Source organism: Paenibacillus qinlingensis, assembly GCF_031455095.1.
GTDB lineage: Bacteria > Bacillota > Bacilli > Paenibacillales > NBRC-103111 > Paenibacillus_E > Paenibacillus_E qinlingensis_A.
Genome location: NZ_JAVDSB010000001.1, coordinates 126784 through 143824, shown reverse-complemented (window position 1 = coordinate 143824; position 17041 = coordinate 126784). Strand labels below are relative to the sequence as shown.

The following is a 17041-nucleotide window of genomic DNA, read 5'->3' as shown; positions in this document are numbered from 1 at the left end:
ATCAGTTGTTCGGTCTCAAGATTGGAATTGTAAACGTTCTAGAGCCACTATTTGCTTTATTTGCATCAGGATCAATCGTTAGAACGGTACTAGTATTTTGTATGTCATCGATTGTAATTACATACGAACCGGAATAGTAAGGCGCCACAGAAGCGGTACTGCTCACTAACACATTTGAACTGAAGTTAGTAGTAAAGTTATCCCAATCTGTTCCTAAGAAATACGGATATAAAGTATTCAGATTAACTTTGATTGTTCCTGACGTAATTTCTGGTTCTATGAGATTAAATACAATATCATTTTGGAACCATTCTTGTCCGCCACTAGTAGACGATAATAACTTTATTCTCGAACTTAAGGCTGGGCTAGTTCCTGCAACAAACTTTATTTTATTACTCTGATAAACGGAAGCAGTCACAGATTCGTTTTCTTCATGGTGTTGCTGGATTCCTACTAAACTTTTTCCTGAATCAAAGAAATACTTGGCAGGATCAATAGTATAATCACTCACACCAGCTTCATTACTTTCATACATATTAAAAGTTGGAGTCATTTTTTTATTAAAATCGTTTTGAGCCGTTTCTAACTTAATATTTACGCTAAAGTTAACTGGAAGATTATCTTTATCTGTCGCTTTCAAATTAGTAACGGTAAAAGGACCTGGATTACCTGATATCTGAGCTATGTTACTGAATGACAAAATACTTGCTGGCATGTTTAAAGTCGTCACGTTCCCACAACCATAATTGACATCAACAGCATATGTAAGATTTGTACCATCTATTGCGTCATAGAATATTTCACTTAAATCCAGTTCTGAACTTGAAGATAAATTCAATTTATTTCCTTGTTGCAAAAGATGATTTACGATCGAGTTATCAACATTAGGAAACGGAGGTTGCTTCGGATAAACGTTAACCGTAAATGGCTGCGATTCTGTTACACCACCATTACCATCACGTGCTACAATGGCAAATTTACTTACTCCTGGTCTATAAGCATTCAATACCCAGTAATCAGTAGCTCCCTCAGCTAAATTCTCCAAATATGCAGCTGGGTAACCTGTTTGCTGATCGTCATGAATTTGAATTACATCGACAGAGACCATATCTTCATCCGAGTCATTAAAATAGGTACTCAAACTATCATATAAATGTACCAATTGACCTTCTTCTAAATTATAATCGTGTATTTGATCTGGAAGAAGTTCAGGTGCATGATTTCCCAATTTTGTGCCTGGAGGTTTCATTGGTCCAATATTACTTAGAAGAAGTCCAACATCAGCTGGTAATGCGTATTCATTAGGACTGGTAGTTATTTTTTTCACAGCATCATTTATATCAAATTTTCTTTCTACTGATATGGATGGATCTACTGTCACATGAAACGTGTCTATTTCACAAGAATTAATAATCACTGTAAATGTGGCAGTCCCTGAGGAAACTGGATGAATTTTCAACAACCCACTTGAATCATAGCCCGGTTCGTTAAATGCAATCGCATCATTACTACTAGTTACTGTAAAAGATGGATAATCATAAATATTTTTTTTATAAATCAAATTTAAATCTAAAATATCTATATTCCCTGATTGTGGAACAAAAGTATCTCCCAGTTTATCATTGGAGGCATAAAACGTTGGTGTCGGCGCTTCAGTTGGCGGAGGTGTACTTATAGTTTCAGCATCAACTTGTGTTGAATCAAATAAAAACGGCGCAGCTACTAATGCAGTACCAACCATTATCGCGGCTGCTTTTTCTTTCTTAGAATATGACTTCACATCTTTCCCCACTACATATCACATCCATCGTCTATTAGTCTTTCATTTATTCTATCATAGGAAATAAGTACTAAAAACCCCTAAAACGACAAAAAACCTCAAAAACCGAGGTATTTTATCCGGATTTTATATTATAAACAGTACTTTCGAATTGCTTGATGTACGCCTTCATCATTATTAGAAGCAGTAACTGCGTCTGCCGCCTCTTTTACACCATCTGGAGAGTTCTCAACTGCAACACCAAGTCCTGCAAAAGCCATCATTTCGAGGTCATTATAGTAATTTCCTATCGCCATAATCGCCTGTGGATCAACCTCTAAAGAAGCTGCTAAAGCTTTCAAAGCATTCCCTTTATTCGCCTCAGGACTCATGACATCAATGAACAATTCACCACTGCGAATCATCCGTAGATTTCCATACAACTTCTGCTCCTCCCAATCCCGCTGGACACGATCCAAAACCTCAGATTGAGCAAAAAGAGTGAATTTTACAATCGGAACGCCAAGCTCTGAGACCGACGTCACAAGTTTAGGACTAATTAGAAATTTTTTATACATTTGCTTCTCATACTCACCGACACGCTCGATATACATATTGAAAGCCGTGCATACATCAAAGTGAATCCCTTCTCGCCGCGCGTAAGCTAACATCGATTCAATTTCGCTGATTTCAAAAGAAAACTCGTTCACTAACGACTGCCCTCGTTCATCCGCATGAACGGTTACTGCCCCATTATGTGTGATCATCGTTCCTTCTAGGCCTAATTGCTCAAGAATAGGCAACGTACTAGCAGGCGCTCTCCCCGTGCATAGTACAATGTGGCAGCCTTGATCATGAACTTCTTGAATGGTTTCAATGGTTTGGTCTGTTAATTCGTGATCATCATTCAAAAGTGTTCCATCAACATCCAGTGCGATTAATCGATAGTTCAAGGTATTCTCTCCCTCGTCGCTTTTTATCAAATTATTGTACCATAAGCACAATTACAGTTCACCGAATTTACAGTAAAAAGACAGTTATCGGTCGATAACTGCCTCCCACTTCATTGAACCCGATGCACACCAACAGATTGCTGCACATTCCCAATGATTTCGACTGGAATATCCTCCTTTTTGATAACACCATTTCTGTATGTAATCTGAAAATGAATCGTTTGAAGCCCTCGGGGCAATCCCTCCGAGAAGGATAAGAATTGGGTATCAAAAAGCTCACCCCTAAACATTGTGCTATCACCTAACTCGGGTACTAATTTTTCCAATACATATAAAGCCTGCCCGTCCAAGCCCATCGTGTCAATCCAAGCAATCACTTCCTCAACTGGGGCGGGTGCACTCTGGCTGCTTACAACAAATATCTCCCCGGAATAAAACGATTTCGGAATTACATCTGTTTGGTGCCCCATTTCATTATGAAAAATCAACCATTGCGCCGTGTAAGTGACTTCCGATTGAATTGTAAGAGGTAAGACTATAATTGTTTTAATCGCAGTTGAAGACAATAAACCATCTGTAACAGTCAAGGTCACTTCGTAATCACCAGGTTCAGTAACCTTCTGCAAGAAGTTGATGGATGTATACGTTTTGACAACACCAGTTGGCTCCTGAACGGTCCATAAGTAGGTGAGTGCATCACCGTCAGGGTCAAAAGAACTATTTATGCTGTTCATCATATCCCCTTCCCAAACAGGCTTTGGCGTCCAATCAAAATCAGCAATCGGCACTCTATTAATGTAAAGCCAAGTCTGCGGAGAATAGCTAGACCACACAAAACCATCAAACACGCGCACTCGCACTCGCAGCTTTTGTCCCGCAGGCAAATCAGTTGGTAATTCCCAACTCCCCGTATTTAAAGTTGAGTTTTGTTCGCGTATGCCGCTATCCACCACTATAACATCATTAGCTTCATTCGTGACCTCTATTTGAAAATGTGAAAATAACGTGCCAATGTCAGGGTCGGTCTGATTCCATTCCAAGGTCGGTCTTGTTGTGCTAACAATCGTCGGTGTTGTTTGTGTGCCAGACGGATTGGACATAACTGCCGTCGGGGGACTATTGGAAGTCATCCAACCGATGTCTGACCAAGCTGAGTAAATCCCACTGGATGACATTACCCTCACCTTAACTTGTAGCTTAGCACCTAAGGGAGCGTCAACTGTCATTGTCCAGGATCCAGTAGATTTCGTCCTATCTGCGACAGGAACACTGATGTACCCATAATCAATAACGTTTCCTGCTTCGTCACTAACATAAACGATTTGATAGCTAATATTATTGAACTGAGGATCATTTTGATTCCAGGTGATCGTTGGTTTTCTTGATGACATTCCAGAAGGATTGGCGAGAGTGCCGGTAGGGTACGTTAATTGTACCGTAGGCGGTATGACGCTTCCTAGGAAACCATCATTACTCCATTGAGACCACGTAACCTCATCCTTTACACGCACCCTGATTCGATACTTGTAGTTGATATCCCCGGTGACCGTACTTGCAATGTAACTGTACACAGAATCCTTAGAGCTGAAGGCTTTTACCCCGGAACTCATCTCGTACTCAGTGACAGTTCCCCACATATCTTTGCTGATTCGCCCAATGTAAATCTCGAAGGCAGTAAAAGTGGTGTCAGGATCAACGTCAGTTTGACTCCAGTTTATGGTAGCATTACAGCCAACACAGAAGTAATCTGGCTTATCGACGGAACCCCCCGGATAGATTAGAGATACGCTAGGTGGGTTGTTTGGACGTGCAGCAACATCAATTATCTCGGAGACTGGCCAAGACCAAGCACCATATTCGTCTTTAACCTGCAAAACAATGGTGTAAGTTCCTGAATCATTCACACGATCTAACTTCGAGTTCACGACATTTCCATCAGGAGTGATGTAATACCACCGCTCTTCGATAATACCGCGGTTTGTCTCATACCCAACATCAGGAGTTAATGTTGAATAATCGAAGCGATCAGGGTCGTAATTCTCGGTAGTGTACGCAATTACCCCGTTAGGTTGCATAACTGCTGTAAAGGCTGCAACAGGTCTACGATGAACTGTTATGGTTTTCTTGAATGTATTGGAATTTTTACGATAAGAGTCAAATACCATGCTAGGAAACTTGTAGATTAATGCCGGATACGGATCGTCTTTAGCTTTCAAAGAAATATCCCACTTACCAACACGATCAAAAATAGGTTGCCCGGTTGTGAAACTTTGTCCGCTTAGTGGAGATAACCCTCCGTTGTTTAAGAACATCGGAGTATGCGTGTAGGTCCATGCGAATGACCCTGCAATAGGATCAAGCTCAGGATCATCAAATTTGATGTTATCGTATTTGAGTTCAGCAAGGTTGGTCTTTTCGTCGAGAATCGCGTAGTCAGCAGCCCACAAGTCGGCTTCGACATAAGCCTTGGTAGTCATTACGCTATATTGAACGAATGACTTATCCGAGAAAGCACCAAACTTCCCGCTAACTGGGAAACTCTCATCAATGATATCGCTGAAGTAGTTAACCTTGTTGACCCACACATTTATCATGTTACCAGCAGTTCTAATTCTGACGTTGTAACTCTTACTGTCTTGAATATTGTACGGTGAGGAGGAAATTACTGTCCGCACACCATTAATATACTTAGACAGGAACATTGTTACTCCGTCGAACTCCAAAGCATAGCGATTCGTTCCGTCTTGCATACGGAACGAATAACCAAATAAATTAGTGTCAATCTTGTTTTGTTCGGTTTTAAAGTTGAATGTTAACTCGGCATCATTTAAAACGTTTGGAGATATAAACTGCCCGTACTGATAGCGTTGGATGTTAACTGGAGGAGCATTATCCACAGGACCTTTATCGATCCAATAAACGGTATCACCATAAGGAGGACTGTTGTAGCCAGTTACCCATGAATGAATCATGTAAGACGACAAGAGTAGTCCGTCACCAACGTACTCGGTTATTCCACGTTCCCCGATAGTTTCAGTGGCACTTGAGAAGAAGCCAAGTGTACCAGCTACACGGAATGAGTTGCCCCCAGTTTGTATGTTGCTGCATTGATTGTAGATAGTAGCGGCACACCAACCGGATTGATAATTGCCCCAAGCATCAACATGCATGTTTTTAGACATACCGTTAAACGGCACGCCACCCCACGCCCAGACACCACCAGTTGTCATATCGATGACGTTGTTAACCGTAGAGTAAGTATCACCCCACGACCCGGCAACACTGTACAAGGTTCTGGTCAAAATCGTGTTGTTGGTTGAGTTTACGATCATCGTGTTGATGTTATTCTGCCAATCGTAAGTCCAAGCGGCGCTGAATGACAAGTTATTTCCGCCAGTTCTTGAGCGCCAAACAACTTTGAAATTCTTATCATACTTGGCGACGTACACACCTAACGCCAACTCAGGGAAAAACCTGACGTTACGATCTGTGGGGGTCATTGCATTACCGGCACTATCCCGACAAGTCTTGGTCTCATAAAAATAAGTATTACCAAGATTGTCCTTGTATGGTTGTTGTGCTTGGGCAAAGGAACAGCTAGCAGTGTCGTATTGGGCCGGAACAAAAGATCTGGGAGTCTCAGTCTGAGGCCATTGGACGTATTTCTTTTCGTAAGTCACATAAGTTGTTGGGTTGTTGGTAGGGATCGTACCAGTTTTCACGATATTACCATAAAGATCGACCTCGTAGAAACCATCGCCAAAATAACCATTTGCGCTGTAGGAACCACCGCTATCAGTAAGGATGAGGAGATGATCGTCTTTGGTTAAAGTCATTTTGACACCAACCCCAGGGGCATCGAAACAAGCAATTAGTGTGCCAGTTAAAGCTTTGTAGGAGCAAGCACCATATCCATTCGTGTACTGCGGGTAAGACACGTCACCGTCGTCTCCACCGGTATATGTTGTGTACTTTACAGGAACAGACTTACTGAATACCAAATAAACTGTCTTTTCAGCAAGATATGGTTGAACGGTGGCTCCTACGATGTCAGTCATTTTAATCGTAGTGCCAGTATTACTAGAATTTATGAAAACTGGGACATCCCTTGTGGAAGCCAATTGCCCTGTAGGAAGACTGTCTCTATTTAGGATATAGTCGTAAGGACTACCATCTAGCCAAAAATGCTTGAGCGTAAAGGTTGCAAAACATCCTGAACAAGGTGTACCATCCATTATAAATTCTTGTGAGTAACGACCTATCTTGTTTTTGTTTAACGCATAAAATATTTGCGCTGGGTTATCGTAAGATGCAGTCCCAGTGAAATACAAATGAGTCTTGTCTGACGAGATAGGAGTTGCACCACTAACCCAATTCCCAGGTGTCCCATCCGCTTTTGGATAAAATAAAGGTTGAGAATATCCCGAAGTAGGTGCCGTCATGGCTTTGTAGATCGACAAACCATTCCTGCCTAATCCGTTATCATTGAACTGTGTGGTGTAAGCTGTAACAGTTCCGATACCTGCAGGAGTGCTTACGATGTTTACGCCAGCTATTTGTGACTCTTTCCCCTTACCCGCACCAGTTGCTAAAGTTCCGTTATCTTCTTGCCAATTGTAAGTTGGAAGCTTACTCAACGCGTTATTAGTGTTGGTGGCAACCAGTGGCCAATTAGCCATGATGTCCCCAGACTTGTAGATGGTTGGTGGGTTAGAATCTGGATTGGGTCCGTTACCTGTAAGATCGAATGACACTTCAGGAGCTTGGTTGGTAACATCCATTATTGTGGACTCAGCTTCGGCATATGCACCAAATTCCTCGACAGCACGTAATTTGAATTGATACTTACCGATTTTTGTTGGGTTGAATGTAGACTTGTAGAGGTCGCCTGAGATAGATTCCCAAGCCTCTTCGTTCAAATCACCATCATTGTCTTTGTCATACTTCATTTGCCAAAGAACTTGTGTGATCGTGTCACCATCCGTACTGTAGGATTCATTTAAAATATCGTAATCTTCGCCACGAATACCTAAAGCAGGTGCGTTTATTTTTGCAATGGGGGGATAATCGGGGTGTACAATAATGTTACAAGTACTGTTATCTTCAGATGCCAGTCCAGCGGAATCATAAATTTTTTCTAATGTAACCGACACAGTAATATCCGCCAAACTATTATTTTCGTAAGAGGACAATTTATTGGTCCAAACATCCTTTGAATGGTCGATTGTTCTGCCCATTGGGCTACGACTTTTATCAGCGTTGATAACATTAGGGGCTAAGGGATGATTTGCTTTGACTTCCGAGGGTGCAGAGCACATAGGAATTGGGTTTGGCTTCACAATGTTTATTATTGCTGATCGTCTTCCGGATTTAGCACCACGGGTGTCGGAAGCAGTAACTGAAACAGTGTGCATACCTAATACGTCCGCTCTGATGTTACGGTAGGTATCCCCATCGTAAGCTAGCTCGTTGAACCCATATCCTACTGAGGTATCAGCAAGGTTCCTAATCCAAGGATCGGAACTCCCTTTGAAATCCCAGTTGAAATAGAAGCCATCACCTTCTGGATCGTAGGGTTCGTTAGGTGTGCGCGTTTTGTCTTTAATGATACCAAGGTCGATCATGCTACCGACTACAACTTCATCAATTGCGGGGAAATTGTTGGTGTTGTGATTGGTGAAGAAACCCGGTTGGAAAAATGGGGGATTGTTGTTACCTGCCGCGAGAGTAATAGTAAAGGGCTGAGGGCCGACTATCTTAGAACCTCCACAACTAGAGAATATCTTCATGGTGACATTTACGGTTCCTTCACCCATTCCCCTCGGATATGGTGGTCCAGCAAAGCTACCAGGTGAGGGGCTAGATGTGTTTACGACACCATCAGCAATGAGACCATCTTGCTCGAATATGAATCCGAAACGGGAAATTTTGCAAGAGTTACCGCTACCATCAGTTCCATTAACCGTTACGTTAACCGGCATCGCCCAGTTATCGTCACCGTATGGCATAGTGGTCTTATCCAATGTGAAGCTTCCGGTAATCTGCTCGGGAATAGGTGTGGCGGCACATCTGGCTACTGGCGTTATAGTAATTAACTTACTGTTGTCTCCGGTATTACTCTCGCCCGGAACAGTGTCAATGAAGACCCCAACACTGTACATTGAAGTACCTGCGAAAGTCTTGGTGAATGTTTCATTCTTTGGAGTCGTTGCCGCCAGGCCAGTGTAGTTGTACGTTTGCAATAAAGAGCCATCGACCATAACCTTCGCAGTAAAAGCTGTGGTTATTGCTGAGCCTCCCGTGTTCGAGAAACTGAAGCTGAAAGTTGCTGGTTTTCCCGCTTCGACACACGAAGGTGCTGTGATGGCAACGCTACTAAGATTGGGTGCGTTTGGTGGGGGCTCGTATTCGACGATTACTTCGCTGTCGTATTCGTAAGTGGAGCCTTGGAGGTCGACGAGGAAAGCTGAGTAGTATGTTGCAACTCTTGCGATGTTTGTTGGGGGGATTTCGTACATTGAGTCGAAGCCGTCGACAAAATCAGTGAAGTCTTGATGGAATTTAACTCGGTATTCTCCAGCGTTGTTGGCGTTGGGGGTGACACTTACATTGCTAATTGCGGATGACCTAGGGGTTCCAGTTTTACCATTAGGACCGGAGATTATCAATGAAATATCATTATTTACCTCAGCTTTGGTTGCAGTAACTCCGGTAACAACAGAATCAGGTACCTCCACACCACCAGAGGTTTTGTAGCCCCTATCAGCATCTCGTACAGCGCTCATACTAAGTGATCCTATTTCTGAACTGAAATCAGCAGAATGACATCCAGGATATCGTGTCATTTGGTAACCGTTAATGGTATCCTCAGGAGTGGTTGTACGAGCGGATTTATGATAAGCGGCTGGGCCGAAATTATCCGGACCACAGCTTATCTTTTTAGCGCTCCCATACTGATCAAATACATCGGCGTACCAGTTGGATCCTTGTGAACCTCCTGGGAGATACCTGTACCAAGCGTAATAGCCTTGAGCAGATTCATTACCTATTGAGGTGACGGTTATCGATGTACCACTATGTGTGTCATTAATCGGACCGGAATAGTCTTTTACGCCTATAGCAGACGGCGGAGTTATATCTTCCCCATTATGTGTAATTTTCTTGATGACATTACCCGTTGGAATGTTTGTGATGTTAACTAAGCCACCAGATAAATAACTAGCAGCAGCGTAATACTTTGAATTTTTCTCCTCAGCGCCCCCATAAGGGAAAGCTATGCCAGAGGTTACCGTATTTTGAGGAGCGGCTAATGCTATTAGCTCCTCACCTAAGTATTGTATAACGTTGGACTCCAAAGCCATTATAGCTAAAAGCGAAATACTTAACATTTTGACACGTTTTCTTACCAAACCTAAATCCAAATTAGATTCCCCCCCTCCCATCAGACCCGAATATTACTCAAGTGCCCTTTGAGTGGATACAATGACTTTGGTTGCGATGCTAACTGGTGGTTTGGCTGGAAGAGATACAGCAATATCTACCCCGCGAGTGGCCACAGTACCCTCTTTTGGCAGTATAAAAGCTGCAGTATCTCCGAATTTATCTCTGAATAGCGTAGCTAAAGAGTTAAGTTCACCCGCTTTAAAAGCTTCCATGTTCGGGGACTCAAAACCACTAAATGTCATTCCCAAACCATAACGACCAGGGTAGGATTCCGGATCATTGTTGAATACGGTATGAGATTGAACTAAGATAACATAACTTTTTGGATAATCTTTAACTAACGGCATCAACTTACCGGAACGCTCAGTTCGATCAAACCAGTGAAGTGTGTCGATGTCCCCCAAAAGGTGACGGTGAGGATCATTTGGGTCTTCCATATCGATAGCTATAACTTGGTCGATTTCTCCTTTGTACTTACCATCAGCGGACGCGTAGGCTAACTTGTCGGGAGTCCACTCCTTGCCAGTATTTATCTTTCCACCAAAAGCCGGAATCATAGAAAAGATATTAGTACGTTTAAGTTGCAACTCAGCTTGTCCAACAGCTGTTTTATCAACAGGAAGTTTGCCACCTTCATTCAAAGTAAGAATACGCTCTATGATTGTAACGGACTGCGCACGAGTCGTAGATCCATCAGGTGCTAGTTCCCCGCCAAACATACCTTGAATCAAACCTTTGCTGGACGCTGTGTACATGGCACCTTGATCGTTGATACTTACGTGCTTTTGTTGCAACAAAGGATCTGTCGCACGCACGGATACTTTAGCCATTTCGAGACGAGTCAGAGGATTTTGCAAGAACTCATTAGTTACACTTTCTTCCCGAACCAGCCCTTTTTCAACAGCAGCCTTCACATAAGGCACAAACCATTGACTACCCTCAGTCATGCCTTCAACTTTTAAACCACTTGCGGTTACAACCATCTTGATAAACTCCGCACCTGTTACATAATTTTCTGGACGGAATGTACCGTCGCTGTAACCGTCAACATATTTGTGATTTACCGCGGTTGTAACCGTTTCTTTAGCCCAATGATTCTTCAAATCGGGAAACTGGTTTGTTTGATCTGCCAAGATTGGGAACGCCCCTAACAAAGAAAAAGCTAAAACAGAAGATAACGCCACTAAACTCTTTTTCAAAAAAATTCACTCCTTAATAATGATTTCCAATCCAATAATTGGTAGTATCTCATTACATAACTGTTAATGTCTACCTAATTATTCCATGAACAGCAAAAAACCACCCAACGATCGCTAATGAAAGCGATAATTAGGCGGTTCTTCCGCACACATCAAATTTCTTATTCTGAAAATACCATATTTTAGTATTTTTGTATATCGTTATTTTTGTGTCTCATGTGCATGCTGCAAAGCCAGAAGTTCCTCTGCATGCAGTTCTCTGACCTCACCTAAGGCTAGATTAGCATCTAACGTCAATGGCCCCATTGAAATTCTTTTTAGATAGACAACTTGCTTGCCTACAGCTTGGAACATTCTTTTCACCTGATGGAATTTGCCTTCCATGATGGTTAATTCAATTTCAGAAGGGATGCCCTCCGATTCATTACCAGATTTTAAAATATTAAGCTGACCTGGCAGCGTCTCATATCCATCATCTAAGGTAACACCTTGGGCGAATGCTTCACGGTCCGACTCATTCACTCCCCACTCTACTTTTGCAAAGTAAGTTTTTGGAACGTGCTTGCGCGGTGAGAGTAGGTTGTGGGCGAGTTTGCCGTCATTTGTTAGCAAAAGAAAACCTTCCGTATCCTTGTCTAGACGCCCCACGGGGAATACTTCGAACGGCGCATAAGCCTCGTCCAATAGATCAACAACCGTGCGATCCCGATTATCTTCAGTTGCGGAGACAACCCCCTGCGGTTTGTTCATCATCAGATAAACAAACTCGCGGTAAGTGACAACCTCACCATTAACGGTAATGTTGTCTTTATCGGGATTCACTTGCATCCCACTGTCTTTGACTTTTACACCATTCACGTAGATAGCGCCTTCCTTGGTAAGGCGTTTAAGTTCAGAACGTGTGCCTACGCCTACATGGGCGAGTATTTTATCGAGCCGTTGTGTTTGCTTCATGACCGTTTAGGTCCACCTCCAACCTGGCGGGTATTCGTTCTTCAGCATCCCATCGAGCCACTTGCCCCAGCCGACGGGATGGTCGTCAATGCAGACCAGGCAGTAGCCTTTGGCTGCCTTGGTTTCTTCCGGATCGCGGAGAATCTCGCTCTCCGCGACTTCGAGCGTCTCGCCCTTCAGGTACCGAAGGGCTCGCTCGTCGCTCGAAGCCAAGCTCAGCGCTCGCTTGGCTTCGCGCAAACGCAGTCCCATGGCTAGCGCATGGGACGGTTCAAATCGGCCGCGGTGCAGCGCGCCGATGTACCAGCCCGGCCGCACGACTTTCAGTCCGTGCAGCTCGGGCAAGCCCGCCGGCGACGCGTACGCGTGCTCGCCGTAACAGACTAGCCGCCTCAGGGCGAAAGGCTCGCTGCGCAGCAGCTCACCGGAGAACGCCTCCAGCGGCTCCAAGCTCACCCCCGTGCTAGGTGGTGCCTCAGCACGGCTCTTCCCGCGTAGCGCGGGACGCCCGCTACGCTTTCCAGCTGCCGCCACAAAGTCGGCAGCCCCCGCACTTGCACTTGCCCTATCACTTATGCCTTCGCTCGCACCCACTCTCTCCCCAACCCCACTACCCAAAACCGCCAAAAAATGCCCCTCACCCTTCAACTTATGAGGCCACAACCTTGCCGTCCCTGCCACAGCAGCTTTGGCCTTTGAACTATATCCATCCGCTTCACACCACGGTTCTCTCAACCAATCCGGTCGCCCTGCGCTAAATCCCGCAATAGGCACCACGTCGAACGCTGGATGCTTGTCTAGAAACTCGGCAATCTGCGCCTCATTCTCCTCCGGTGAGAACGTACATGTCGAATACACGATTCTCCCGCCAGGTGCCAACATCACCGCGGCTTGCGCCAACAATTCTCGCTGCATGGCAGCAAATTCCTGAACAGAATGGCGCTCCCATTGACCCATCATTTCTTCTTCTTTGCGAAACATGCCTTCCCCTGAACAAGGGGCATCAATCAAAATCTTATCAAAATACCCTTCAAAAGCAGTCAACATCCGTTCTGGTTTTTCATTCAACACAACGGCATTTCGCACACCGAGAAGTTCAAGATTTTTAACTAAAGCTTTAACCCGATCTGAATGAATATCGTTGACAACAAGCACGCCTTCACCCTGCAGCTTCGCAGCGATTTGCGTCGATTTCCCGCCAGGTGCTGCGCACAAATCAAGAACCCGCTCCCCCGGTTTTACCCCTAGTAGCTCCACAGGTGCCATCGCACTCGGCTCTTGAATGTAATAAAGACCTGCATGGTAATACGGATGCTTGCCTGGACGTTCACCTTCTTCATAGTAAAATCCCTCTGGTACCCAAGGTATCGCCGTTAGATGAAATGGACTCCTCTCCAAAAACTCCGCACGCGCTATCTTACCAGAGTTTACTCTTAACCCAAACACGCGTGGTTCGTCATAGGAAGCAAGAAACTGCTCAAATTCCTCTTCACCCAGTAAATCAATCATTTTCTCCCTAAAAAGGGGAGGTAACTGCTTCGCCATTCGACATCTTCGCTTTCTATATAAAATCCCTGATCATTAGGCACATTTCTAATTCCATGTAACGTTGTAACGGTATTATAGCTGAGTTGTCACGAAACAGCCAATATTTTTACGAAATCGGACAGGATATGCTATACTTTTTATAGAAGGTAATAGAAAGTAGACATTATAAAGAGGTGCATATATGAAGAAGCTGCTTATTTATTTAGGCATTGTAGTTGTTTTATTCGGTGGTCTCTATTTCGTTAATCAGCAATCTACCAAATCTTCGGACAAGGCGAATGCTGGCAATCCTTACGGTGTTGCAGCATCCAAATTAAATCCTGAGACCGTGAAGCAGCTGAATGATCCGAACTATCAGAACTTGATTTTACCAAAAGATTTGGATGAAAGATTGAAGAACAAAGAAACATTTTTCCAATACTATTATGCGTCAACTTGCCCTCATTGCAAAGTGACGACACCTGTTCTAGTTCCTATTCAGAAAGAACTGGGTCTTGATGTAAAACAATTCAATTTGGAAGAATTCAAAGATGGATGGAATAAATATAAGATTGAATCCACACCTACACTTGTTTATTACAAAAACGGTGTTGAAGTAGATCGAATTGTCGGCGGTGTTCCTGAAGCTGGTTCCACAGTCGGCAATAAGCCTGAAGTATTCAAATCCTTTTTCCAAAAGTATAAAGGTTAATGCCAAGGTTAATGCCATTAACTACTAGTAACAACCTACAAAAGGACTTCTTCACCTCATGGTGAGAAGTCCTTTCTCTTTTCAATCATGCTCTGTACTTGCCGGAGGATCCAACCTCAATTCTTTCACAAGCACCAAGAGTTCATCATCAAGAATCACAATGTTCAAGTCATACGGAAGAAACGGCTCCTCTTTCAATTTCAGAAGCTTCCCTAGATAAATCTCACTATCTTTTACTAAAAGACCAAGATCAATGCCTAACGAATGCGCAGGATATGAAGCTAGCTTGTCTAAACCCGCACTAAACAGTTTAATAGAACCGTTCGGATTGCCATTCCCATGATGATAAAGGCCTACTGCAATCTGCAGCAGACCTTGATATAACAGATTTCGGCCTTCCTCGAGCCAAAGCTCTTCCATCACTTCATGACATTCGAAATAATCCCGCTGATCGTTAAAATAATACAGAAAAGCGACATATAACCGGTCATATTCGTTCATGGCTTAGTTATTATCTCCTTTTTTGGCTCTTGAGATAGCAGCTTCGATATCGGCAGATAAATCACTAAGTCCTTCTTCTGTTTCCCAAATCTCATTGAATCGCAACTGGAACTGAGCTGCTTCTCGTACACGATGATAGAAGTATAATTCTTGTATGTTGCTCAGAACACGATTGATCAGATTGGAATTATCTTCGAACATCCGTTGGGAGGCCACAATCTCTCCGCGAATACTCGACATTTCTTGATCCAATTGATAAGCAGCTTCTGCGGCTTTACTTAAACGAGCCCGCACCTCAACTGGCAATTGCTCTTTATATTTATAATTCAAAGAGTGCTCAATCGTTGCCCAGAAGTTCATGGCTAGGGTTCGAATTTGCACTTCCGCTAAGATTTTCTTCATACCAAGTGCGGTTTGTACAGGGTATTCAATAATAATATGAAAGCTTCGATACCCACTTGGCTTTTTATTTGTAATATAGTCCTTTTCATATACGACACTCATATCTTGTCTGCTGCGGATAAGCTCAGCCAGACTTTCCGTATCTTCTACGAATTGGCACATAATACGAATGCCTGCGATATCTTCAATTCCTGACTCTAACTGGTCCATCGGCACACTTAATCGCTTCGCCTTCTCCAACACACTTGAAATTTTCTTAACACGCCCCGTTACAAATTCGATGGGTGCGTACTCTTCACGACTTTTAAGTTCGCCACGTAATGTTTTGAACTTTACTTTCAACTCTTCTACCGCTTGCTCATAAGGCAGTAGAAATTTCTTCCAGTCTCGTCCATCCATCCATGTATCCTCCATCCTAAATGAAGTTAGTGCGAATCTATCCCTATTGCCTGGGAAATATGTGTGAAGCCATCTTTCTTCAATAATTCTTGAAGCCCATTATTTATGCGGCCTAACAGTCCAGGTCCTTCGTAAATTAATGCCGTATATACTTCAACAAGGCTAGCCCCAGCACGGATTTTGTCATACGCATCTTGCGCGGTAAAAATCCCGCCAGCCCCAATAATCGGCAGCTTGCCATTCGTTAATTGGTACACACGTCGAATGACATCTGTTGAACGTTGTGTAAGCGGCAAACCACTTAACCCGCCTGCTTGTTCGCGATTGGCATGTCGTAAACCTTCTCTGCTGAGCGTTGTATTCGTTGCGATAATCCCAGATACTCCACTTTCTTGAATGATCTGTACCGTAAGAACAAGCTCTTCATCCGTTAGATCTGGCGCAATTTTGACAAGCACTGGCTTCGTCGTACAACCATGCTTCTTATGTTGCACCTGCATCTCATCACGAACGGTCGACAACAAGCGCTTCAAATCATCGCCATGTTGTAAATTACGCAAATCAGGTGTATTTGGTGAGCTTATGTTTACAACAAAGAAATCACCATATGTATATAACGCTCCAATACAAGCGCGATAATCTTCCTCGGCCTGCTCATTTGGCGTCGATTTATTTTTCCCTATGTTTACTGCTACTGGAATTGCGCGTTTCCCTGTCTTCTCCAGGTTATGTGCCATCTCAGCAGTACCTACATTGTTAAAGCCCATGCGATTAATAAGCGCTTTGTCCTCAGGTAGACGGAACAATCGCGGCAACTCATTACCAGGTTGTGGTTTAGGTGTAATTGTCCCCACTTCCATAAATCCAAAGCCTAATTGTGAAAATCCTTTTACCGCTTTCGCGTTTTTATCCAGACCTGCAGCAAGGCCCACTGGATTACCGAAATGTAATCCCCATAATTCCTGTGATAATTGCGGTGATTCTGGCACCCCATACATGGATTTAAGCAGCTGCTTACCTCCTGGCATATTACCTACAACACTGAGGCCGTCAATCGTCAAATGATGCGCTTTTTCCGGATCCATTCGGAACAAAACGGGCTTGGCTAACTTCTTATACAGCATGTCCTATGCACTCCGTTCTCTAAGTACTCTAACAGTCAGTTTAGCTGACAATGTAGAAATATGCAATC

Annotated in this window: 10 protein-coding genes; 1 reads left to right on the top strand and 9 read right to left on the bottom strand. The window is 43.5% G+C overall.

The window, feature by feature from the left end:
* Position 1: 1 nt before the first annotated feature.
* The 6 genes from J2736_RS00670 to J2736_RS00645 form a co-directional block, all read right to left on the bottom strand.
* The gene (locus J2736_RS00670) at positions 2–1792 is read right to left on the bottom strand and encodes a hypothetical protein (protein ID WP_310222531.1); all 1791 of its coding nucleotides are present in this window, start codon (positions 1790–1792) and stop codon (positions 2–4) included.
* Positions 1793–1911: 119 nt separating this feature from the next.
* Positions 1912–2712, bottom strand: coding sequence for a Cof-type HAD-IIB family hydrolase (locus J2736_RS00665; protein WP_310222529.1), 801 nt, complete (start codon positions 2710–2712; stop codon positions 1912–1914).
* A gap of 110 nt (positions 2713–2822) precedes the next feature.
* The gene (locus tag J2736_RS00660) at positions 2823–10133 is read right to left on the bottom strand and encodes a PKD domain-containing protein (RefSeq protein WP_310222527.1); all 7311 of its coding nucleotides are present in this window, start codon (positions 10131–10133) and stop codon (positions 2823–2825) included.
* Between the two features lie 33 nt (positions 10134–10166).
* Complete coding sequence (locus J2736_RS00655; protein ID WP_310222525.1) at positions 10167–11354, bottom strand: S-layer homology domain-containing protein; 1188 nt, start codon at positions 11352–11354, stop codon at positions 10167–10169.
* A gap of 201 nt (positions 11355–11555) precedes the next feature.
* On the bottom strand, positions 11556–12308 hold the full coding sequence (locus J2736_RS00650; RefSeq protein ID WP_310222523.1) for a pseudouridine synthase: 753 nt from the start codon (positions 12306–12308) through the stop codon (positions 11556–11558).
* A 6-nt stretch (positions 12309–12314) separates the two neighbouring features.
* Positions 12315–13853, bottom strand: coding sequence for an RsmB/NOP family class I SAM-dependent RNA methyltransferase (locus J2736_RS00645; RefSeq protein WP_310222521.1), 1539 nt, complete (start codon positions 13851–13853; stop codon positions 12315–12317).
* A gap of 184 nt (positions 13854–14037) precedes the next feature.
* On the opposite strand from J2736_RS00645, the gene J2736_RS00640 reads away from it, so the two are divergent.
* Positions 14038–14547: a thioredoxin family protein gene (locus J2736_RS00640; protein WP_310222519.1), complete on the top strand. Its 510-nt coding sequence runs from the start codon at positions 14038–14040 to the stop codon at positions 14545–14547.
* An 81-nt stretch (positions 14548–14628) separates the two neighbouring features.
* On the opposite strand, the gene J2736_RS00635 is transcribed toward J2736_RS00640, so the two are convergent.
* Genes J2736_RS00635 through J2736_RS00625 form a run of 3 tightly spaced genes read right to left on the bottom strand, consistent with a single transcriptional unit; the run spans position 14629 to position 16973 of the window.
* Positions 14629–15048: a DUF309 domain-containing protein gene (locus tag J2736_RS00635; RefSeq protein ID WP_310222517.1), complete on the bottom strand. Its 420-nt coding sequence runs from the start codon at positions 15046–15048 to the stop codon at positions 14629–14631.
* A 3-nt stretch (positions 15049–15051) separates the two neighbouring features.
* The gene (gene yjbM, locus J2736_RS00630) at positions 15052–15849 is read right to left on the bottom strand and encodes a GTP diphosphokinase (RefSeq protein WP_310222515.1); all 798 of its coding nucleotides are present in this window, start codon (positions 15847–15849) and stop codon (positions 15052–15054) included.
* Between the two features lie 26 nt (positions 15850–15875).
* Entirely contained in the window at positions 15876–16973 is a 1098-nt protein-coding gene (locus J2736_RS00625; RefSeq protein WP_310222513.1) for a quinone-dependent dihydroorotate dehydrogenase, read from the bottom strand.
* Between the last annotated feature and the right edge of the window lie 68 nt (positions 16974–17041).

Excerpts from the sequence above, each read along its gene's own strand:
- J2736_RS00650 (WP_310222523.1), bottom strand. The coding sequence starts at position 12,308 with ATGAAGCAAACACAACGGCTCGATAAAATACTCGCCCATGTAGGCGTA.
- J2736_RS00645 (WP_310222521.1), bottom strand. The coding sequence starts at position 13,853 with ATGGCGAAGCAGTTACCTCCCCTTTTTAGGGAGAAAATGATTGATTTA.
- J2736_RS00640 (WP_310222519.1), top strand. The coding sequence starts at position 14,038 with ATGAAGAAGCTGCTTATTTATTTAGGCATTGTAGTTGTTTTATTCGGT.
- J2736_RS00635 (WP_310222517.1), bottom strand. The coding sequence starts at position 15,048 with ATGAACGAATATGACCGGTTATATGTCGCTTTTCTGTATTATTTTAAC.
- yjbM (WP_310222515.1), bottom strand. The coding sequence starts at position 15,849 with ATGGATGGACGAGACTGGAAGAAATTTCTACTGCCTTATGAGCAAGCG.
- J2736_RS00625 (WP_310222513.1), bottom strand. The coding sequence starts at position 16,973 with ATGCTGTATAAGAAGTTAGCCAAGCCCGTTTTGTTCCGAATGGATCCG.